The organism is Novipirellula sp. (genome assembly GCF_041583735.1).
Lineage (GTDB): Bacteria > Planctomycetota > Planctomycetia > Pirellulales > Pirellulaceae > Novipirellula.
Genome location: NZ_JBFHFD010000064.1, coordinates 1 through 21,023, shown reverse-complemented (window position 1 = coordinate 21,023; position 21,023 = coordinate 1). Strand labels below are relative to the sequence as shown.

14 protein-coding genes are annotated in these 21,023 nt (G+C 56.7%); 8 read left to right on the top strand and 6 right to left on the bottom strand.

The annotated features are described in order from the left end of the window. Positions 1-899: 899 nt before the first annotated feature. From ABX962_RS07620 to dgoD, 5 genes are all read right to left on the bottom strand, one after another. On the bottom strand, positions 900-2,213 hold the full coding sequence (locus ABX962_RS07620; RefSeq protein ID WP_372718123.1) for a DUF3472 domain-containing protein: 1,314 nt from the start codon (positions 2,211-2,213) through the stop codon (positions 900-902). Positions 2,214-2,660: 447 nt separating this feature from the next. Then, positions 2,661-3,941 (bottom strand): MFS transporter, encoded by a 1,281-nt coding sequence (locus tag ABX962_RS07615; RefSeq protein WP_372718121.1) that lies wholly within the window; start codon positions 3,939-3,941, stop codon positions 2,661-2,663. After that, positions 3,942-4,859: a dihydrodipicolinate synthase family protein gene (locus ABX962_RS07610; protein WP_372718119.1), complete on the bottom strand. Its 918-nt coding sequence runs from the start codon at positions 4,857-4,859 to the stop codon at positions 3,942-3,944. Continuing rightward, on the bottom strand, positions 4,843-6,234 hold the full coding sequence (locus tag ABX962_RS07605) for a neutral/alkaline non-lysosomal ceramidase N-terminal domain-containing protein (protein ID WP_372718117.1): 1,392 nt from the start codon (positions 6,232-6,234) through the stop codon (positions 4,843-4,845). The genes ABX962_RS07610 and ABX962_RS07605 overlap by 17 nt, the downstream gene beginning before the upstream one ends. Positions 6,235-6,236: 2 nt before the next feature. Then, complete coding sequence (gene dgoD / locus ABX962_RS07600) at positions 6,237-7,415, bottom strand: galactonate dehydratase (protein ID WP_372718115.1); 1,179 nt, start codon at positions 7,413-7,415, stop codon at positions 6,237-6,239. A 250-nt stretch (positions 7,416-7,665) separates the two neighbouring features. Here dgoD and ABX962_RS07595 point away from each other — a divergent pair, with 250 nt between their 5' ends. The 8 genes from ABX962_RS07595 (at position 7,666) to ABX962_RS07560 (ending at position 20,194) form a co-directional block, all read left to right on the top strand. After that, the gene (locus ABX962_RS07595) at positions 7,666-8,601 is read left to right on the top strand and encodes a GntR family transcriptional regulator (RefSeq protein WP_372718113.1); all 936 of its coding nucleotides are present in this window, start codon (positions 7,666-7,668) and stop codon (positions 8,599-8,601) included. Next, positions 8,598-11,327, top strand: a complete 2,730-nt coding sequence (locus ABX962_RS07590; protein WP_372718111.1) for a DUF1553 domain-containing protein — start codon at positions 8,598-8,600, stop codon at positions 11,325-11,327. The genes ABX962_RS07595 and ABX962_RS07590 overlap by 4 nt, the downstream gene beginning before the upstream one ends. Positions 11,328-11,367: 40 nt before the next feature. After that, positions 11,368-12,807, top strand: a complete 1,440-nt coding sequence (locus ABX962_RS07585; protein ID WP_372718109.1) for a DUF1501 domain-containing protein — start codon at positions 11,368-11,370, stop codon at positions 12,805-12,807. 159 nt (positions 12,808-12,966) lie between these two features. Further along, on the top strand, positions 12,967-14,064 hold the full coding sequence (locus ABX962_RS07580; RefSeq protein ID WP_372718107.1) for a DUF1559 domain-containing protein: 1,098 nt from the start codon (positions 12,967-12,969) through the stop codon (positions 14,062-14,064). A 402-nt stretch (positions 14,065-14,466) separates the two neighbouring features. Beyond that, entirely contained in the window at positions 14,467-15,447 is a 981-nt protein-coding gene (locus ABX962_RS07575; protein ID WP_372718105.1) for a hypothetical protein, read from the top strand. Positions 15,448-15,764: 317 nt separating this feature from the next. After that, positions 15,765-16,295, top strand: coding sequence for a DUF6580 family putative transport protein (locus tag ABX962_RS07570; RefSeq protein WP_372718103.1), 531 nt, complete (start codon positions 15,765-15,767; stop codon positions 16,293-16,295). Between the two features lie 560 nt (positions 16,296-16,855). Further along, positions 16,856-18,946, top strand: a complete 2,091-nt coding sequence (locus ABX962_RS07565; RefSeq protein WP_372718101.1) for a TolC family protein — start codon at positions 16,856-16,858, stop codon at positions 18,944-18,946. 309 nt (positions 18,947-19,255) lie between these two features. Then, entirely contained in the window at positions 19,256-20,194 is a 939-nt protein-coding gene (locus ABX962_RS07560) for a CBS domain-containing protein (protein ID WP_372718099.1), read from the top strand. 109 nt (positions 20,195-20,303) lie between these two features. Here ABX962_RS07560 and ABX962_RS07555 read toward each other — a convergent pair. After that, positions 20,304-21,023: ATP-grasp domain-containing protein (locus ABX962_RS07555; RefSeq protein ID WP_372718097.1), on the bottom strand; the 720-nt coding region annotated here is incomplete at its 5' end.

Below are 21,023 nucleotides of genomic sequence, written 5' to 3'. Positions count from 1 at the left end.
TTAAGATTAAGAATTCAGTGGGGCGGGATCTTTAGCAAGATCCATTACGGGAGGCTGGGGGCAAGGCGGAGCGGACGCGGAATTGATGCGCGGTGCGAGTGAGACCGAGACAGGCCCTCACCCGAGCAATCGCTTAAGGATCTGCTCGACCTCTCCCGGCTGCGCTGGGAGAGGTGGCAGGTGGTGACGTGCGATTGCGCTGGAGGCAGCGATACCTGGATGTCGCTGAAAAAGGCTCCTTCCTACCGCCCCCACAGCGTAGCTGCTGGGGAGGTGAAGTCGGAGGGCTGGGAGGGATACAGGTAACGAGCCTGGCAGCCATTGCTACTCCCCAAAAGTCTCCGCGACTTTCGGTACACCTCGTTCTTTATTTTCCTGTTACCCATCTTCCTGTAAATTCAATCGCCATTGTCGCTGATCGCTCCGCGATCATGACGCACTTCCCGGTAGTGGATCTTGCTAAAGATCCCGCATGCGACATTTCCCGGACTGACCACGAGCCTGGCAGTCTGTGCTACACCCCAAAAGTCTCCGCGACTTTCGGTACACCTCGTTCTTTATTTTCCTGTCACCCATCTTCCTGTAAATTCAATCGCCATTGTCGCTGATCGCTCCGCGATCATGACGCACTTGCCGGTAGTGGATCTTGCTAAAGATCCCTCAAGCGACATTTCCCCGACTGACGACGAGCCTGGCAGCCTTTGCTACACCCCCAAAAATCTCCGCGACTTTCGCTACACCTCGTTCTTTATCTTCCTGTCACCCATCTTCCTGTAAATTCAATCGCCATTGCCATTGATCGCTCCGCGATCATGACGCACTTGCCGGTAGTGGATCTTGCTAAAGATCCCTCATGCGACATTTCCCCGACTGACGACGAGCCTGGCAGCCTGTGCTACTTAACTTCGTGGCAGGCCAGCGAAATCGATTATCGGTTGCTGGCTAGCGGTGGAGGCACGCTCGAAAATTTCGTCGAGCTTGACGTTCGCATTAAAGAAACCGCAATTCCGCAGAAAGAAATGCTGTTGCTCGCTGCCCCCTGCGAAATCGAGTCGATGACGGCCTCGTGCTGTATTGTCGCCCGTGAATTTCGCTCGTGTGATCTCATGCCACCGGCCCTCGACGTCGCAAACCCATTGGTTGGCGTAGTTCGCCGATCGCTCGATATGCCCTGTATCGGGAGCAAAGTTTTCAAGAAAGGAATGGAAGCCTGTTAAATGCTTGTCCGTCTTGGGACGACGAAAACTGGCGATCAGTCGCCACTCGTCCTTGTCCTTATCGCCAAACCACGAGGTGTACTGCGTGTTTCCGTTGCCATCCGGTTTGACCTCGGTCAAAAAACGATAGGTCGATCCGGCCTTCCACGGGTAAACCAAATAGCTCTGCCCACCGGAACCCTCGTTGCCAAAATCTTGTGCGCTGACGCCTTCGCCCTTGGCGGTCGTCAACACACGATCCGACTCCGGAATCTCTTTCGGGTTATCGGTGCGAAACGGACTCCAGACCGAGAACAATACGCGCCGCTGCGTTTCACTGTTGACTTGAAAACCAAAGTAACCTTCGCTAAACCCGTTGGCCATAAAATACGAACCGATCGGGTCTTGGTCCTTGGGGACGGTGATTTCACTGTACGCGTACGTCAGTTCTGCGTCCTTGGGCAATCGATAACTCAGGTGCACCGAGGGGCCACGGCGTCCCCAATAAAACATGTTTCCGTCGTTGCTTTTCACAAAGTCGAGCTTTAAATCCTGATCACTGCTGCTGACCCGCAGTTCACCAAGCTCGATCTTCGCGGAATCCTCGCGCGCAGTGCATTTAAGTTGCACCTCGACATAACCCGGCCCATCGACTTTGATCTCACCCAAAGGGTAGACGCGTGCAGGATCGTCTCGCAGAGTCGCCGTGAATGTTGTCTCGTCCACTCGGGCTTCGATCGTCGCGTTACCTTTGGTGACCCGCCCCGCAGCGCCGAGCTTGAGGTTGCCGGGACGATTCACGTAAAAGTAGACGCTGTAGACTTCGTTTGCATCGGTAAACCGCAGCGTGCCGTTTCGTTGAAAAACAGAGCTCGTTGCGGCAGGCGAACTGTGAAAGGTGTTCCCCGCCAGCGGTACGGACCATTCGTCTGCCAATGCGGACGCGGCGATCCATGGAATCGCAAACAAGGTCGCCAGAATAATCTTTGTCGATTCAGAAGGTTTGATTGTTGCCATGAAGGTTTTGAAACACCTGTGGTTGATAGAGCAAAAAATATGTGGCGGGATGACTCGTAGCGGAAGTCGTCAACGACGGCTGGTGGGAACCGGCCCCACTTATCACCAATACATTCTAAATTTGAATGTAGCCATCGTCGCCAGACGGTGGACCGCGTTCTACGCGAACGCAGCTACGGCTTGAACCTCAAGGACGGCTGGTGGGACCCGGCCCTACTCGAAACGAAACTTCTGTTGTTCGCTTGGTTCGCGATACGTTTTAGCATGAATGGCGATGTTTTGGTTCTCGCAGCATCCCAAGATATCCGGTTTCAAAAGCGAAAATCGCGAATGGTCTCGAATCTGCCGCCGTTGTGTTTTAAGGATGCCGAAATCGATAGACTTTCATCCGGCGGGGGATAATGCCCCTCCGTGACTGCGGACGGCCTCGACCCCACTTTCAACGAATCAAACGTTGTCAATTTGTTTTTGAGGGTTCACGAACACCCAGCAAATCGCCCCGACCATGTAAACGCCGGCAAACATTAACAGCACCAAATTCCAGTTCGATGTCCACTGGAACAACCAACCCACCAGGATCGGACAGGCCGCGGCGGCGAGGTTGCCGACCATGTTCATCAGCCCAAACACCTGCGGGACCCGGGGGCCGCCGATATCGATCGTGGCGGCAAACGCACACGGGCCTGCGAGTGCTGCCAGAAACGATCCCAGCGACAATAACGCGACTGCCAACACTGCACTTTGCACAAACCATGCGGCGACGATCAGTACCGCACAAGCGGCCAGGAATGTCGCCCCAACTCCGCTCCGGCTCAGTCGTAGGCTGCCCGTGCGACGCCAGATCCAATCCACTAGCGTGCCACCAAAGATGCTGCCGGTTAACGTTCCGGCTAACACCAATCCTTGCAGGTAGCCCGATTCCGCAACCGACACGCCCCGCGTCTCTTGCAAGAACGTCGGAAACCAGCTGGCGAAAAACATGTACCCCGATCCGCGACAGATCTGTTGGCCACACAGCCAAAACATCACGGGCGAACGAGCGATGGCAAGAAGCTCACGCCACTCGCTGATTTTATTCGCGGCTGCCGGATCGATCGCGGGTGCGCGTGCCGCTTGGATCAATGCTAATTCGGAATCGTTCACTCGCGAATCTTGACTGGGATCGTTACGGAATCGCAAGTAGAACCCGATCGTCCACAAGATGCCGGGCACGGCAAAACCGACAAACACCCAGCGCCACCCCATCGGCGCGATCAGTAAACCGGTCAGCCCGCTGGCCAGGATTGCGCCTCCTTGCATCCCCGCCGCCAAAATTCCACAGCTCAACGAACGCTGGCCCAGCGGCATCCAGTGACCGATTGAATTGCACGACGCAGGGAAAATGCCTGCCTGTGCCACTCCCATCACCAACTGGGCGACGATCAGCAACCCAAACCCCGGTGCAACGCCAATTCCAAACGTGGCAACGGACCACGCGAACGCAAACAAGCTGAGCGTGATTCGTGTGCCCCACCGCTCGGCCAACCAGCCACTGGGGACTTGGAAGAGCGAATAGGTCCAAAAGAATGCTCCCATGAACCAACCCGATTGCTCGAGCGTGAACCCGAGATCTTCGCGTACCGTACTCTCGGCCACACCGACGGCGTTGCGGCAAAGGTAGGCGAGTGCTGCGGCGAGCGTCAACCAAGTCAACGTGCGATAGCGGATCGTGGTGGGGGCAACGGCCATCTACAATGCCGCCTGCATTCGCTCGAACAAGCGATCCACTTCGGCCCTCGTTTCCTCGTCCAATTGCCAAGCCGTCGGCTGGATTTGAATCGTGTTCACGAAGAGGCCTCGTTTCTTGAGCAGATATTTTTCGATTGCCAGAAACCCATCGAGTCCCGCCTGCAGTTGCAAGGCGACAATCGCACAAATCGGCAGCGACAATTGATAGATGCGGTCGTCGTCGCCATCGGCCAACGCACGCCATAACGCAACGATCCCGTCCAACAAATCGGTGCCGGGCATCGTCCCTGCGATCCCACGGCGGAAACAATCGACCAGGTTGATGCCCCCGGAACCTTCAAAAATCTGGGCCTGGCCCGCCGTGGCGTCGCGAAGTTTCGATAGATTCGGCCCCAGCGGACTTGCTTCGGGTTTGAACAAGATCCGCTCGCTGCCGAATTGCTCCAGCAGATCCAGGTAGACGCCGAGGTCAATCGCAGCCCCAACGTAACCCGATGCATCTTGGACCACCAACGGAATCGAGATGCTACCTGCAATCGCAGAAAAGTAATCGCGAGTCGCGTCTGCAGCTAAACTGGTTGCCACCGGTGGGATCGCCATCACGGAGGTCGCCCCGATCGCCTCGGCGTGTTCGGCAAACTCGATCGCCTCGGCGGTGCTCTCGGAACCGACACTGATGACCGTGAAACCTCGGCCGTCGGCAGCTTCGCAAACGAGTTCCGCCAGACGTTTGCGGCCATGGTAACCGAGTCGCAAGACCTCGCTCACCATTGCCACGACCACGCCATCGGCACCCGATTGAAAGGCCCAATCGATTTCACGCTGCAGCGTTTTCGCGTCAATCTCACACTTGTCGTCAAACGGGGTGTGCAGCACTGGCAGCACTCCATGCAGCGACTTGTTAACGGCTGAGCACATCGTTGATGACTCCGATCATGGCTTCGAGGGTTGTTTCTAAGCATCCACGATCAAACGGGGACTGCCAAACGGGATAGACGTCGGTGTCATAAAGTGCAGCGGGCGGCAAATAGCCGATCGAACCATTGATCAAGTTCATACAAATCAAAGTGTGATCCTTGAAACGTCGGCGAAGGTCTTGTTGCAGGATCGAATACGGTTCACAGCAACTGCCCACCAGCACCGCATTACCGATCCGCCAAGCAAAGATAGGAAGATCGAACGTTTGGCCGTCGCCGATGCCAAGACGGATGTCACGTCGACGTCTCAGTCGTTCTTCGAGGGCACGGTCGGTGCATGCCAAGCGTTGGCGCTCGAGTTCGTCGGCCGATGGCCAATCTTTCAGCGGCAACGCCACCGTACCGCTGATCGCCGTCAATTCGCTGGACGCTTCGGCGTCTTGGTGTTTCCAAATCGCCAGCGGTGCTCCGGATTCAAGTGCGCCAGAATAAACAAGCGAACGGCCGGCGGGTTCCATGTCATTTAGCGTCGCCAGCGCGGCGAAACCGAGTTGACGTCCATGTCGGTCCGCTACCTCGGTGTCGCCGACGTATTGGTAACGCGGGGCGAGATCGCCACACATCCCCAGCAAAAACATTGCCGGAGCGGAGGTGGCGTTTTCCATTGTTTCACGCATCGCGCCGACGTAGTCGGGCGAGATCGCGGTGTTCTCCGCAGCCAACGTCGTTGGATGACAGGCGTAATTGACCAGCGTGCCCCGCAGCGTGCCGTGTTCGTCCGTAATACGCCCCAGCACCAACGTGTCATCAGGGGTGCCATCGGGATCGTAACCACACAAATAGCGTGATTTATTGGGGTCTGGGTCAGGCAAATCACGTACGGTCGCCAATGAGCACGTTCCGGTATGCCAATCCAATGTCGCCGAGAACATTGTTTGGCGAGCTTGGCGTACCGCATCGACCGTCCGCTGGACAAGCGATGCCATCCATTGCTGCAGCAGATCGCTGCCAGGCAACGAGGCGTCGGGCTGCATCAGCGGCGGTCCCGCGTGCGTGTGCGTCAGTGCGAAGATCAAATGTCCCGGTTCGAGCGAAAGTTCCGTGTGCAGACGCTGCTGGAATTCGTCATACGTTGCGGGCGTCTTCCACCAACCAAGGTCGGCATCGATCAGGACCACAGGGGCTGCGTCCGCAGATGATGCCAATGCCAACACGGTAAGCAAGAGTGGTCGATGGATCGAATCGGCAACATCATGTTTCGCGGCACCCCAATTGCGTGAATAGACGCCGACGGGCGGCGTGATGTCGACGCGGGCGATTCCGATCTGTCCTTGAAACGAAGCGTGCTGAAAACGGCGAGGTTGATTCGTGTTCATGCTTACCAGTCTCCCACCGCGCCGTCTCGGTAAAACACTCGCTGGGCAACCTCTTGCTCGAACGGATGTTTGCGAACTTCGTCTTCGTTGATCGAAATCCCCAGCCCCGGCCGGGTGTTGGGCGTCACCGTGCGTGTTGCGGGATCGACCGTGAAACCCTCTTCGACCACGTCGTTTCGCCAGGGAACGTCTTCGTGGACCGATTCGCAGATGATGTACGAGGGTTGCGAGAAACCAAACTCGATCGATGCCGCGGTACTCACCGGGCCTTGTGGGTTGTGCGGCGCCAGCGCGATGCGGTGAGCCTCGGCAAGTGCGGCGATACGGCGCGCTTCGCTGAACCCACCACAGTGCGTCAGGTCAAGTTGACAGATCTCGCAACCGCGAACCGCGAACAGATCGCGAAACGCCGCCAGATGCGTCAACCGTTCGCCTGTCGCAATCGGCGTTGTCACCGCCGCGTTGATCGCGGCTAGGCTATCGAGGTTCTCAGGCCAACATGGCTCTTCGAGAAAATAGAGTCCATAGGGATCGAGTGCTTTGGCGAACTGCATCCCCATCGCCGGTGAAGGGCGTGCATGGCAATCGACCATGATATCGATGTCATCGCCGACCGCGTCACGCATTGCGGCGACACACGCGGTGGCCGCCTTGATCGACTTCAGTCCTTCGACTGGCATCGTCGGTGGGACCGCCATCGACTTGAACGCAGTGAATCCGTCGGCGACCGCTTGCGAGGCCAATTCGGCGAACTGTTTGGCGTTGTCGACGGGAGTGTTATAGAAGTGGTCGAGATTGCCGCCGCCGAGATGACAGTACAGCCGCACGTAATCACGCACGGGGCCGCCCCATAGCTTGTGCACCGGGACGTTGTGGATTTTGCCAACGATATCCCACAGTGCTAAATCAATGCCAGCGATCGCGGTCGATCGCACGACGCCGTTGCCATGCCAAAAATGTTGTCGCCACATCATTTGCCAAAGATGTTCGACGCGGCTCGGATCTTCGCCAACGATCAATTCCGCCAGATCTTCGATCGCGCCGACGATGCTCCGCGTGTGCCACTCGAGCGTCGCTTCGCCCCAGCCAAACAATCCCGGTTGGTCGGTAATGACTTTGACAAACACCCAATTTCGCATCCTCGCATGACACACGACGGCTTCGATGGCGGTAATTTTCATGCGTGGTTCGTATCTCGTGTGCTGTAAATGGAGTGGGGGAGTGTGGAATAAACATGACGCTTCTTAGCGATCACCACCGAAATACGCTCGTTTCCCAGGCTGGTACCCAGTGGTGTCGATCAAAAAAAAGTGCCAAATTTCGCGTGAAACGTCGCTGGCGACCGATAAATCACCGCTTCTTTCCCGACTTTTTTGCTTTTGGTGACAATGTTACTTGTTTTTGTTGACAAAGACAAGTAACTTTATTTGTATGAGCACGATTTCGACTTATATCAAGAACGATTTAGCCGCACGACTTCGCACGGGACGCGCATTGCCGGCGTCGTTGACGCTCGATGCACTGGCCCACCACTATGACGTCAGCTTCACTCCGGTGCGTCATGCGATTGCCGAGCTGGTCGATGAAGGGTTGCTAAAAAAAGGGGCCAATCGGCGGTTGACGCCGGCGAAGTTGCCCAAGATTGCTGAGGCGGATGCGAAGCCTTCGGAGTCCGGGGCGACATCGTTACCCGAACCACCTCAAGATCCGTACGATGGACCTTATGAAGGAATCGTCGATGACTTGGTTCAACAGAGTTTGCAGGGAGATGCGATTTATCTTCGCGAGGAAGCGACGGCAGAGAAGTATGGCATTAGTCGATCGGCGATTCGCCATATCTTTCATCGACTAGCGGGCGAGGGGATGCTCAATCATATCCCGCGTCACGGTTGGCAAGTACGTCCGTTTCGGCAAAGTGATCTCGAAGCGTTTATCGATGTTCGCGAAGTGTTAGAGTTGAAGGCACTCGAATTGTCTCGAGACCAGCTTTGCAGCGATGATTTGCAGCGGATGTTAGAGGCCAACACGCAATCATCGTCGTCACCCACCGCACCGCCACGGATCGACGAGTCACTGCACTCGTATTTGATCGATGCATCGCAGAACGTTTACATCCGCGAGTTTTTTGAACGTCAGGGGCGTTACTATCGATTGCTATTCGAGTGGGAGGATCGTGATCGATCGACCGCACTGGAAACCGCTCGCCAACATCGCGAGATCTTGACTGCGCTTCTCGAGCAGAACTGGACCAAGGCACGCAATGAATTGTCACACCATATTCGTGACCATCACCCGGTGTTTAGCCAAATCGCCCAGGCTGTGAAAGCGGGGCAAAAACAAGCGACCAACGGAGGGCAGCAGCCATGATGCGTGTTGCAACTAGCAGTCGTCTTTTAGATTCTATTCGTATCACCCCCACGCTCGTGCTTGATCGTATTCACATTTCGATGGCGATCGCGTGCTGTAGTTTGCTTTGCACGATGGCAGCCGACGCCGGGTCGCTGGACGATTACCAAACGAAAATCAAACCGCTGTTCAGAACGCGATGTTTTTCGTGTCACGGAGCGCTCAAGCAGGAAGGTGGACTGCGTTTAGACACGGTCGAGTTGATGATCGACGGAGGCGTTGTCACTCCGAGGGACACCACCGACAGCGTTTTAATCGACCGCGTCAGTGAGACATCGGTCGAGGACCGAATGCCTCCCGAGCACGAGGGGGAACCGTTGTCCAAAGCGGAAATTGAACTGCTGTCCGCTTGGATCGCAGGCGGGGCACCGGCGCCGGAGGACGAGCAACCTGAGACCGATCCGGACGATCATTGGTCGTTCCAACCGATCATGCGTCCGGTTGTCCCCGCGGTGAAAAACGCGTCTTGGGTGCGCAACCCGATCGATTCGTTTATTGCAAAAGCTCACGAAGAAAACGGGTTAACCCCACAACCCGACGCGCCGCGAGCGATCTTGGTGCGTCGGTTGTATCTCGATTTGATCGGTATTCCGCCGTCAAGCGACGAGATCGCAGCAGCCGAAGCCGACACCGCATCCGATTGGTACGAAAAAATCGTCGAGCGGTTGCTTGAGGATCCACGTCATGGCGAGCGATGGGCACGTCACTGGATGGACATTTGGCGGTATAGCGATTGGTGGGGACTGAACGCTCAGCTGCGAAACAGCCAGCGTCATCTCTGGCATTGGCGTGATTGGATCGTCGATTCATTAAATCAAGACCGCGGCTATGACGAAATGGTGCGGTTGATGTTAGCCGGTGACGAGCTGCGTCCAAAGGACACCGATGCACTCGTGGCGACCGGCTATTTGGCGAGAAACTTTTTCTTATTCAATCGCAACCAATGGATGGACGAAACGGTCGAGCATGTCGGCAAAGCGTTTCTCGGTTTGACGTTTGATTGTGCGAAATGCCATGACCACAAATTCGATCCGATCGAGCACACCGACTTCTACAAAATGCGGGCGTTCTTCGAACCGTATCAGGTGCGAATGGACATGTTGCCGGGTGAAGCCAACCTGATCAAGGATGGGCTGCCACGGGCGTTTGACGCGTTGCTTGACACTCCGACGTACCGGCTGATTCGCGGCGAAGAGGGAAATCCTGACAAATCAAAGGTGATCGAGCCCGGCGTGCCCGAGTTTCTCGATTTTGAACCCGCCGGCGAGAACCCTCTCAACATCCAACCGATCGCATTACCGGCCGAGGCGTGGCAACCGGAGCGACGCGAATGGGTGCTCGAGAACCATTTGGCAGTTGCCGCGGCAAACCAAAAAAGCGTCCAGACGAAGCTGAAGGAAGCGGAAGCTGCGAAGGAACAGGCGGGCGAGGACGACACCGCTGCTGAATTCGCATTAAAGCTCGCTCGCGTGGACGTCGAAATCGCCAACGCAGAACATGAAAGCGTGTCGCTCCGTTACCAAGCGATGCAAACCGAGTGGGACGAATCGACGAGCGAAGAAGTCGTTTTGGAAGCGAAAGCGGCAGCGATTCGTGCACAACGCCGGGTGTCGCTACTGCAGGCTCAGCGTTCCTTGATTGATGTCGAGAAGCGACTCGCCGAGGCGGCCGAGGATAAACGCGAAGCAATTGAAAAAGAGCAGGCGAAGGCCCAGGGGAATTTCAACAAGGCAGAAAAGACATTTGCAGCTGCGATTCTTGCCGAGGATTCCTACACACCGCTGATTGGCGCCCAGTGGTCAGCGACGCGATTCCAGAGTACGGGCAAGGATGATCCAGCAGTCGAGTTTCCGCCGCAAAGCACCGGTCGCCGCACGGCACTGGCTCGCTGGATCACCGACCGCAACCACCCGTTGACCGCACGTGTCGCGGTGAATCACTTGTGGACTCGGCATCTCGGCCAGCCATTGGTGGCCACGGTTTTCGATATGGGCCGAAACGGAGCGACGCCAAAAAACGCAGCCTTACTCGACTGGCTCGCCGCCGAGTTGATCGACAGCGGGTACAGCATGAAACATCTGCATCGTTTGATTGTGAATTCAGCGGTCTATCGAATGAGTTCATCCAATGCCGGTGCCGAGTCCAATCTCGCGATCGATCCGGACAATCAACTGTGGTGGCGACGGGTTCCGATTCGCTTGGAATCGCAAGTCGTCCGTGACGCCGTGCTGTCGTTAGCCGGAACGCTTGATCCGACGATGGGCGGACCGCCGGTCCCCGCGGCGAAACAGCCGGAATCGAAACGCCGCAGTTTGTATTTCTTTCACTCGAACAACCAACGCGATCTGTTTTTGACGATGTTCGACGAGGCATTGGTGACGGATTGTTACCGCCGCGAACAGAGCATTGTGCCTCAGCAAGCTTTGGCACTGACCAACAGCAAGTTGGTGTTAACGTCGGCGGGGCAGATTGCCGACCGCTTGTCCGGCGACGGCGAAGACGCACGCGACTTTGTGGCTCGATCGTTCAAGACACTGCTTGGGATCGATGCCGACGACGCAGAAATCGCCGCTAGTCTGAAAGCGTTGTCGGTTTGGGAAGGCCAGGCGGACGGTTCCGTGCAGCGAGCACGTGGCCACTTTATCTGGGTTTTGGTCAATCACAATGACTTCGTGACGGTGCGATAGAAGACGTATTGATCGCGGTTTGAATACAGGAAACGGTTTTATGAATCACATTCTCCCGAATCGCCGCCGATTCTTGTCCGAAATGGGAATGGGGCTGTCGTCGGTCGCGTTGGCATCGCTGCTGCAGCGTGATGCCGACGCTAGTTCGATCGGCTGGGCGCCGCCGACGGGGCAACCGCATTTTCCACCCAAGGCCAAGAATGTCATTTGGCTGTTCATGAATGGCGGCGTCAGCCAGATGGAAAGCTTTGATCCCAAGCCGATGCTGACAAAATATGGCGGCAAAACGATCTCGGAAACGCCGTTCGCCGAGGCTCAGGATCCTGCCAAGCTTGCGCTCGAACGTTTGGTTGCACCCGACGGCAACGGCAACCAACGCAACGAACTGTATCCGCTGCAGATCGGTTTTCGAAAACACGGAGAATCCGGAATCGAAGTGAGCGATTGGTTCCCGCATGTCGCAAACCACGTCGATAAATTGGCGATCGTGCGATCGATGTACACGACCGACAGCAACCACGGGGCGCAAACCCAATTCCATTCCGGGCGGCATCGAAATGATGGTGACTTTCCGACGCTCGGCGCGTGGGTGCATTATGGACTCGGCTCGCTCAACGACAATTTGCCACAGTTCATCTCGATCGGCAAACGCGAGTACTGGAACAATCGTGACGGTCATTACCTCGGCCCGGCTCACGATGCGGTTCCGCTACGAATTGATCCCAAGAACCCGCTCGATTTCAGCCAGCCCGAAATCACCTTTCCCAGCGAGGCGCGTCAGGTCGGCAAAGATCTGCTGGATCAGCTAAACGGGATGCGTGCCGATGAATATCCCGAGGACCCCGAGATGGCGGCCCGAATTGCGTCGTACGAACTTGCCTTTCGGATGCAAACTTCGGTACCCGAGGTAGTCGATTTTTCGCAAGAGAGTGCCGAGACAAAGTCGTTGTACGGCATCGGAACACCGCACTGCAACGAGTTTGCAATGCAGTTGTTGGCGGCCCGGCGTATGGTCGAACGCGGCGTTCGCTTTATCCAAATTCAACACGGCGGTGGTGGTGCCGGTGCCTGGGACGCTCACGGAAAGCTAAAAGCGAACCACACCAAGAACGCCTTGGCGGTGGATCAACCGATCGGCGGTCTGTTGGAAGATTTACAGCGCCGCGGCTTGCTCGATGAGACGTTGGTGGTATTCGCCACCGAGTTTGGACGTACTCCCGGATCGCAAGGCGCCGACGGACGCGATCATCATATTTTTGGTTTCACTGTTTGGATGGCTGGTGGCGGACTGAAACGCGGTGTGGTGCATGGTGCGACCGATGAAATCGGTTTTCATGCAGTCGAAAACCGCCATTATGTCACCGACATCCACGCCACGATTATGCAGCAATTAGGCCTCGATTCCCGCAAACTCGAGCTTCCTGGACGCAAGCGTTTGGAAATCGATCACGGCCACCCCATCATGGACATTATCGCTTGACGCCGCGTCATGCACGCTTGCTTTAGGACCGCCGAAACCACTACCGACGTCGCGGTGACGAAGGTCCGGAAATGAAGCTATGTCGAGCGTCAATACCGTAGGTCAAACAACTTTTACTCCATTCTTGCTTGTTTCTTGGTCTGAATCGAAGGTGATGCGATGAAGTGTAGTGTGACGCGTAGATATCAAGGATTTACCTTGGTTGAGTTATTAGTTGTGATTGCGATTATTGGCGTATTGGTTGGGCTGTTGTTGCCTGCGGTACAGGCGGCACGCGAAGCCGCGCGGCGGATGCAATGTTCCAACAACATGAAGCAGTTGGGGTTGGCGTTGCAAAACTATCACGCAGCCTACGAGCAATTCCCTCCTGGATCCGCCGATTTCTACGGCTATTCCTATGGCAACCGACGCAACGTTGGCGCCTCGATCTTTTTGCTGCCCTTTATCGAAATGGGGGCTTTGTATGAAGCCTTCGAACAGGAGGCGAAAGTGGCGACTCCCGGTTCGGGGTTCTGGCAAAGTCAGACGCTGCTAGACGCAGGCCCTCAGGCAGCGTTCCTCTGCCCCTCGGCGCAGAACGCGGATGGCACCGAGTACAATGGGCTGTCGAAATCGCTGTATGTCTTTTGTATTGGCGATGCGATGTGGCATAACGCCAAGAGTGATTCCGAAGAAGGCATGGCGATTGCCCGAATCAATTCACGAAGCATGTTCGTGCCGATGACCAACGGTGATCGTAACAATCTACGTCGCTTTCGCGACCTACTTGATGGAGCCAGCAATACGTTGGCGATGAGCGAAGTCGCGGGGACACCACGCGATCAAGCGTTCGTCAAAGGAGACGTTGCCAATTTCAACGGAATGTATGACGGCACGACCGCGATTGCGGGGCCTTGTATGACGGCACCGCTGGATCCAAACAACCCGCGTCAGTACCAAACCGGAGCAGATTGTTGGCGGGGATTGCTGTTTGGGGATGGTCGTGTGATCAATACCCGCTTTACCACCACGCTGCCACCCAATTCCTACTCGTGTGCTTACGCGGGCAACAACGACAGCTGGGGAAGTTTCTCGCCGTCGAGCGAGCATCAGGGAGGCGTGCAAACGCTGTTATTCGACGGGTCGGTCCGCTTTGTCACGGATTCGATTGACTCGGGCAACCTGAATGCACGCCAAGTCACCAGCGGCGAGAGTCCCTACGGTGTGTGGGGTGCGATGGGCACCAAGTCCGGTAAAGAAACGGCCTCATTTCACTGAGACGCTGCGGCCCCCGCGTGGCGGGTTATCGATTCGAGCTTGCGTCGTCGCGATTCGTTTGCGGCATGCGGCGAATGCAACTCGATTTATCCGGCGCAGTCTTTTTCAAGCAGCGAGACGCACCTTCAAGCAGGCGAGACACGCAATCCCGCTTTCGCCGTGTTCCGTTGCGCTGCCATGCGGCTCATGCCAGTCGTACCGGTTGTGCCGACCACGCGCGGTGCGACTGGTGTTTTTGCGTCGAGAGGTCGAATCCTTACAACTGGACCTCCTGCTTTTTCCGCGGAGGATTCAGAACGAGGCCAAAACGGACTGGCCCGTCCACGATTCAGCCGAGGGAGCTAGCCGATGAATTCGATAAAATCTAAGCGGAACCTTTTTTTTAAAAGCCTGATGTCGGGCATGCTATTGACATGTTCGACGGCGTTGGCGGATCCGCCAGCTTCGGAGCAAGTCGCGGAATTGGATGGTTTCCCGGTCTTCAATCAAGAAGACAATGACGATTTTGTCGCTTGGACCGATGAGGTATTTGGGAGCGGGGTCTTGGACGCCCCCGCCAAGCCACAGTCGCACCAAGACGTCAACGTGGCCCTGCCCCCTTCGGCGAATCGCTACAGTGCGTTGCCGTCGTACTTTGAGTCGCCGCCCCGGATCGCCCCGAAATCCGAAGGGGTGGTGGTTCCCAGCGACATCGATCCTGCACGCCAAACGACCGCGAAGGTGATCAAGGCCCCCACACTGGTCAAGAAAGTCGATCCGTTGGAATTGGACGTCGACCGAATCGACGAGCCCACGAGAATGGCACAGCGACCCAACCGCGACGTCTCCGGCCGCGACGTCTCCGGGCGTGATCGTGATAGCCGCGCTTCGAACTTGATGGGCGGAGACACATTCTACCGGACTCCCGACGTGGTCGACGGTCGATTGGAGTTGCCGCCGATCGCTGCGGCCAGCACCTCGATTGAAAATATCGGCAATGGTCGCGCACCCGAAGGATTCCGCAGCGATACGGGGTCACCGATCCTGCCGTTGCCCGAACAAGGAATCGAGCGTGATGCATCGTGGGGTTGGTCCACGATGGCCTGGAACGCGCCCAACACGTTTTCGCACCCGTTGTACTTCGAGGACCGAATGTTGGAACGCCATGGTCACGAACGATGCCCGCATCTGACACCGATGATTGCGGGAATGCGTTTTTTCACGACCGTTCCGATGCTGCCCTACTTGGCGACGCTCGATCACCCCTGTGAATGCGATTACTCGTTGGGGTATTACCGCAGCGGTTCGTGTACGCCAGCTTACTTGCAGCGTCCGCCGTACGAGCGACGCGCCGTGGTGGCAGAAGCGGCCGCAGTATCGGGCGCGATCATCGCGTTCCCTTAATCGCGACGCATTCCACGACTCGTTTTGGAATGGCTCGTCCTTCTAAGCCGAATCTTCTCCGCCGAGTCTGTCCTGAGGCCGCTCTTCCGCCGTGTTTTTGCACCGCCGAAGACCGGCCTTTTTCGTTGCGGTGCGAATCCATGGCGGCACACCGGACTCGCCACCGCAGCGGCATGCCGTAGTCGCAGGGGGGCGGAACTTACCAGTCTGCCTTTCCCGCCTAGCTTCTCTTTTCCCCTCTGGCGATGTGGCGACAAAGCGTCTAAAACAGCGGCATACGAACCCCTGTTTTCCGAATCAACGCTTGGACTCGCCCGATGTTTTACCTAATGATTTTGGCCGTTGCCGCAAGCCGCTTTCTGCCGCATCCTCCGAACGTTGCCTGTGTTGCCGCTTTGGGGCTGTTTGCCGGCAGCTACATGTCGGGGCGCCGCGCCTATTTGGTGCCGATTGCTGTGATGGGATTCAGTGACGTGGTAGGCCAGATGCTGGGGATCCCGGGACTGGGTTTCTACAACCTCGCCGCGATGGCGATGGTTTACCTCGGCATGGTGTCGTCGGTTCCAATCGGTCGCCTGCTTCGTAATGCAAGTGGTAAAAGTCGATTGTGGAAGGTCCCTGCGGCATCGCTCGCCGCGTCGACCGTATTCTTTGCGGTCAGCAATTTTGGCTTGATCTTGGCGGGCTGGTATCCGCTGACGGTGGCGGGTTTCGTCGCGTGCTACGTCAATGCGATTCCCTTCTTCGGATTTACCATCGCAGGCGATCTCTGCTTCTCGGCGGTCATTTTTGGTGCTTGGGAACTCTCGCAAGTCCGTTTCCGAGCGACTGCCGTCGCCCGGGTCTAAACCCGGACTGCAAACGAAAGTTGCGGGCGACATTCTGACTTCACCTCCCCTCCGGGGAGGTCAGAGACAGCGATAGCCGGATCGGGGCGGGGCTCGTGGTGTTAGCGAGAGACCGTTCACGCATGGATATACCTATCCGCGATTGACCCCCGTCCGCATCGCAGTTCACACACACCACACGCGGTCTGACACTTGTGCGACCGGGGAATCGGGGGGATGCCTTGGTGTGGCGTGTAAATCGAGCGGCGTGTAAATCGAGTGGCGTGTCTCGGTGCCTTTTGAATCCCGATTTCTCCGTGAAAAGGTGGGGATTTGACGGCACCCCCATCCGTCCCCTTCCATCTGGGTTGCCGCCACGGTTTCGCTAACCGGCAAACTCGAACATGACCTTGCGGTCTGTGCCGGTTCCTCCTCATTTGCAGGCGAGAATCCTCGCCCGATCAGTCCAGTTGTTTCGACAATCCGGTCGATAACGCAAGCACCGCCAATGATCTTTCGCACGATCGCTTGTGTTGTACGGGTGACGAAAGAGGGTGCGGCGTACTCAAGTGAACCTGGTCATGCGACGCAACCAAGACAAACCGTTAGCCACGCGAGCTCCGGCATCCCCCTTTTGCCGAGCGAGTGATCGTCTGAAATCCTCATGGCGTAAATCACGTCGAGCCGCACTGTTGGCCATGCTGCTCGGAGCGACCTCCGTTAGCAGCGTAGGTTGTAGTGTTTTTGATCGAATTAAAGATGGGCCGCACGATACCAAAGCGTCTTACCATGACGATTTTGCAATGCGGATCGAGTACCCCGAAGTGCAACGATGTGCAACGGCGCCTTCGGAAGCGGCCCAACAATCGACCGAACCCTTGGCACTCGAAGACCCTTCGAAAATTCCGTCGCTCGAGATGACACTCGAGCAAGCGATTCAGTTGGCGGTTCAACAGAGCCCCGTGTTGCGATCGATCGGTGGCACGATTGTTTCGAACCCCAGTTCTGCTACCACCACGTTTGATCCCGCATTGGCACACGCCAATCCGCTGACCGGGACCGAAGCGGCGTTGTCGGCGTTTGATGCACAATTCTCGCAGCAGCTGTTTTGGAGCAACGCGGATCAGCCGCAGAATATCTTGGCTGGTTCGGTGAATGCACAGTTCACCCCGTCCGCATTGCAAGAGAACTACGCGACGTACGCCGCCGAGTTGTCCAAACAAACCGCGCAAGGTGCAAGCTTCGCTTTACGTCACAACGTCAACTATAACAACAGCAACCGGCCGAACCGTGCGTTCCGCAGCGACTTTGTCGGCTTCCTCGAAGCCGAGTATCGTCAACCTTTGCTGCAAGGTGCGGGAACGACGTTTAATCGTATTGCGGGTCCCAATTCGGGGATCGGACAATATAACGGTGTCTTGATCGCACGTGTCAACGAAGATGTCGCATTGGTCGATTTCGAAGCCGCCGTGATCACATTGGTTGCCGATGTCGAGCAAGCGTACTGGGAACTATCGGCTGCTTATCGCGTGCTTGAAGCAAACGTCAAAGGGCGTGACTCGGCATTGCAGACGTTCCAGTACCAACAAGTGCGTCTGGAAGCAGGTGCGGGACGCAGCGACGAGGAAGCTCAAGCTCAATCGCAGTACTACCAATTCCGAGCTCAGGTCGAAGCGGCACTCGGTTCGGCCGACGGGTTGTACACTCGCGAACAACGGCTTCGATACCTGATCGGGTTGCCCGCCAGCGACGGACGGTTGCTCAAACCGACCACAACCCCGACGGACGTCCGTGTGGTCTTCGATTGGGAAAGTGCACTCGGCCAAGCATTGGCACGTCGCGTGGAAGTTCGTCGCCAGCGTTTCAATCTGAAACGGCGTGAAATGGAACTAACCGCCGCGCGTCTGAATCGACGTCCTCGTCTGGATTTCCTTGGTCAGTACCGCTTCCGTGGTCTGGGCGATCATTTGATCGGGGGCAGTGATAAAGAGCAATTCGATAACCTGTATGGCAGTATCACCGACGGCAATTACCAAGAATGGCAAGCGGGCGTGGAAATGGAGTTGCCCGTTGGCTTGCGAGCTGCAAGTGCGGCAGTGGCTCACGCAAACCTAAACCTACGTCGTGAACGTGCTGTGCTGGCCGAAACCGAACTGCGAATCAGTCATGATTTGGCAGACGCTGGTCGGCAAATCATGCTGACCCATCAATTGTTGGAAACCAATTACAACCGGTACCTTGCGGACCAACGCCAAGTCGACGTGCTGCGACGTCGATACCGCGACGGAACCGATAACATCAACTTCTTGTTGCAAGCACAGCGGCAATTGGTCACCAGCGAGGCCGATTTTTATCGGGCGTTGGCCGCCTACAACCTGGCAATCCGCGACTTCCACCGTCAAAAAGGATCGTTGTTGGCTTACAACCAAGTTCAGCTTTCCGAAGGCCAATGGGCACCGGGGGCGTACCAAGACGCGTACGAAACCGGACGTCACTTGACTCCACGCCGCAACCCAAGCGACGTGCATATGCCGTTGCCGCTGACCAGTGGTGCGTTTGATCCTTCGGCTCCGCAAATCCAGACGTTCATGAATGCTCCGGCTACCGAGGCCATGCTCGAATCGTCACCTCAACCCACCGCGGAACCCACGCCCGCACCGGCTGAGAATTAGGGATCACGTTGGCGAAAGTCGCCAACGACTTCCCGGGGGCATGACCGAGCAGACAACTTTCCGCGTGCCGCTAACATTGTCGTTCGCAACGCCGCGACAAATTGCTTTTTGATTCGATACGAACAGCACAAGCGATGATCACATCGTTTGTGCTGTTTTCGTTTGATCCCCCCCTTGCGCAATGTTTCACAAGCCGAATTGCGGTAAAAGTTTGACTTTACGCGTCGCCACGCGTTAGGTTGGAATCAAGCACCAACCTCGATCCCCACTCGCGGGATCGATTCTCTTCTTTTTCACAAAGGCTTGGATATGAACGAAGTGAAGGCCGCAAGCGATATCATGCGTCGCAATCTAGTGACGTTGACTCCCGAGTGTGATGTCTTGGACAGCGTTGCCCGACTGCTGAGAGACAATATTTCCGGGGCTCCGGTACTTGGTTCCGATGGCGGTTATCTCGCTGTGTTCAGTGAAAAGTGCTGCATGAACGCGTTGACCGAACCGGTCGAAACCGCGAGATCCGAAGGTCTTCACATCACCCGCGTTCGCGAATTCATGGTCAGCAAACTTGTGACGATCGATCCCGATATGGATGTTTTCGACGCGATTGACCATTTGCTCAGCCGACGAATATCGGGTGCCCCCGTGGTCGACACGCGAGGTCATTATTTGGGCATCTTCTCGGAAAAGACCGCGATGCGAGCATTGATCGCCGCGCTGCACGATCAACTACCTGGCACCAGTGTGAACCAATACATGAACTTGGATCGCAACCGCATCATTCACGAAGACGATTCGCTGTTGGACGTTGCCCACAAGTTTCAAGAGACCCCGTATCGCCGGCTTCCGGTGTTGCAGGGCGAGCGGTTGGCGGGGCAAGTCAGCCGCCGTGATGTGCTACGCGCCGAGTGCCGTTTGGCATGCGAAGTCGTCGAGCGAGCAAAATCGAATCACGCCAGCGACAACCTGCGTCGCGCGGCCCAGCCACGACAAATCGGCCCCTACATGGATACCGAGGCGCTGACCGCGTCGCCGTCGACCGATCTGCTGGGCATTGCCCAGATGTTCCTCAACTCGCCCTATCGCCGACTGCCGATCGTCGAGGATGGTCGATTGCTTGGACAAGTCAGCCGTCGCGACCTGCTCGAGGCCGCCGCGGAATTGCTTCGTCCCAAGCCGGAACGTCGCGGTGCCGAAACGCTCTACCTCAGCCTTGTTTCGAGTACCGCACCGGAATCTTTCCGCCGCTAGGCATGAGCGATTCGATGCGATCGATCCGCCAGCGTCGTTTGCAATGGCGAAGCGTTCGACATTTACCGGGCGGGGCCCCGAGCCGCGCCGCCGTAAAAGCAACGTGTCGTTACACCGACGACGATGATGTCAACCGGCTTCGCGCCTCGCGAACTTTTTCGACCACCGCGTCTCGGCTCTTTCCGACGCACGTCAAATGCCCCATCTTGCGTCCCGGTTTGGCGTGAACCTTGCCATACAAGTGCAGCTTCACTGCGTCCACGGCAAGCGCACGATCCCACGGTGGTGTGTGCGTCTCGTCGCCCCAGACGTCGCCAAGTAAGTTGGCCATCGCGGCGCCGCCACAGATCATGTCGGTATTGCCAAGCGGCAGTCCACAGACCGCGCGGACATGTTGTTCAAACTGACTTGTGTGGCAAGCTTCGATCGTCAAGTGACCCGAGTTATGTGGCCGTGGTGCGACCTCGTTGATCATCACTTCCTCGTTGCCCTGGGCGTCGGATCGAACAAACATTTCCACGCACAACAGCCCCACCACATCGAGTGCCTCGGCAGCCGCGATCGCGATCTCGCGTGCCCTTTGTTGAACCGTGTCGGACAACGTAGCCGGAATCATCGTCACATCGAGGATGTGATTGACGTGATCGTTCTCGAAAATGGGAAACGTTGACGTTCTCCCATCGACGGTTCTCGCCACCACGACCGAAACTTCGCGATCGAACGCAATCAATTGTTCCGCGACCCATTCATCACACAGCGTCCAATCGACGCTTTCAGCGTCGGCCAGCGTGTTGATGCGATGTTGCCCCTTGCCGTCGTAGCCGCTGCG

Excerpts from the sequence above, each read along its gene's own strand:
- ABX962_RS07620 (WP_372718123.1), bottom strand. The coding sequence starts at position 2,213 with ATGGCAACAATCAAACCTTCTGAATCGACAAAGATTATTCTGGCGACC.
- ABX962_RS07615 (WP_372718121.1), bottom strand. The coding sequence starts at position 3,941 with ATGGCCGTTGCCCCCACCACGATCCGCTATCGCACGTTGACTTGGTTG.
- ABX962_RS07610 (WP_372718119.1), bottom strand. The coding sequence starts at position 4,859 with ATGTGCTCAGCCGTTAACAAGTCGCTGCATGGAGTGCTGCCAGTGCTG.
- ABX962_RS07605 (WP_372718117.1), bottom strand. The coding sequence starts at position 6,234 with ATGAACACGAATCAACCTCGCCGTTTTCAGCACGCTTCGTTTCAAGGA.
- dgoD (WP_372718115.1), bottom strand. The coding sequence starts at position 7,415 with ATGAAAATTACCGCCATCGAAGCCGTCGTGTGTCATGCGAGGATGCGA.
- ABX962_RS07595 (WP_372718113.1), top strand. The coding sequence starts at position 7,666 with ATGAGCACGATTTCGACTTATATCAAGAACGATTTAGCCGCACGACTT.
- ABX962_RS07590 (WP_372718111.1), top strand. The coding sequence starts at position 8,598 with ATGATGCGTGTTGCAACTAGCAGTCGTCTTTTAGATTCTATTCGTATC.
- ABX962_RS07585 (WP_372718109.1), top strand. The coding sequence starts at position 11,368 with ATGAATCACATTCTCCCGAATCGCCGCCGATTCTTGTCCGAAATGGGA.
- ABX962_RS07580 (WP_372718107.1), top strand. The coding sequence starts at position 12,967 with ATGAAGTGTAGTGTGACGCGTAGATATCAAGGATTTACCTTGGTTGAG.
- ABX962_RS07575 (WP_372718105.1), top strand. The coding sequence starts at position 14,467 with ATGCTATTGACATGTTCGACGGCGTTGGCGGATCCGCCAGCTTCGGAG.
- ABX962_RS07570 (WP_372718103.1), top strand. The coding sequence starts at position 15,765 with ATGTTTTACCTAATGATTTTGGCCGTTGCCGCAAGCCGCTTTCTGCCG.
- ABX962_RS07565 (WP_372718101.1), top strand. The coding sequence starts at position 16,856 with ATGCGACGCAACCAAGACAAACCGTTAGCCACGCGAGCTCCGGCATCC.
- ABX962_RS07560 (WP_372718099.1), top strand. The coding sequence starts at position 19,256 with ATGAACGAAGTGAAGGCCGCAAGCGATATCATGCGTCGCAATCTAGTG.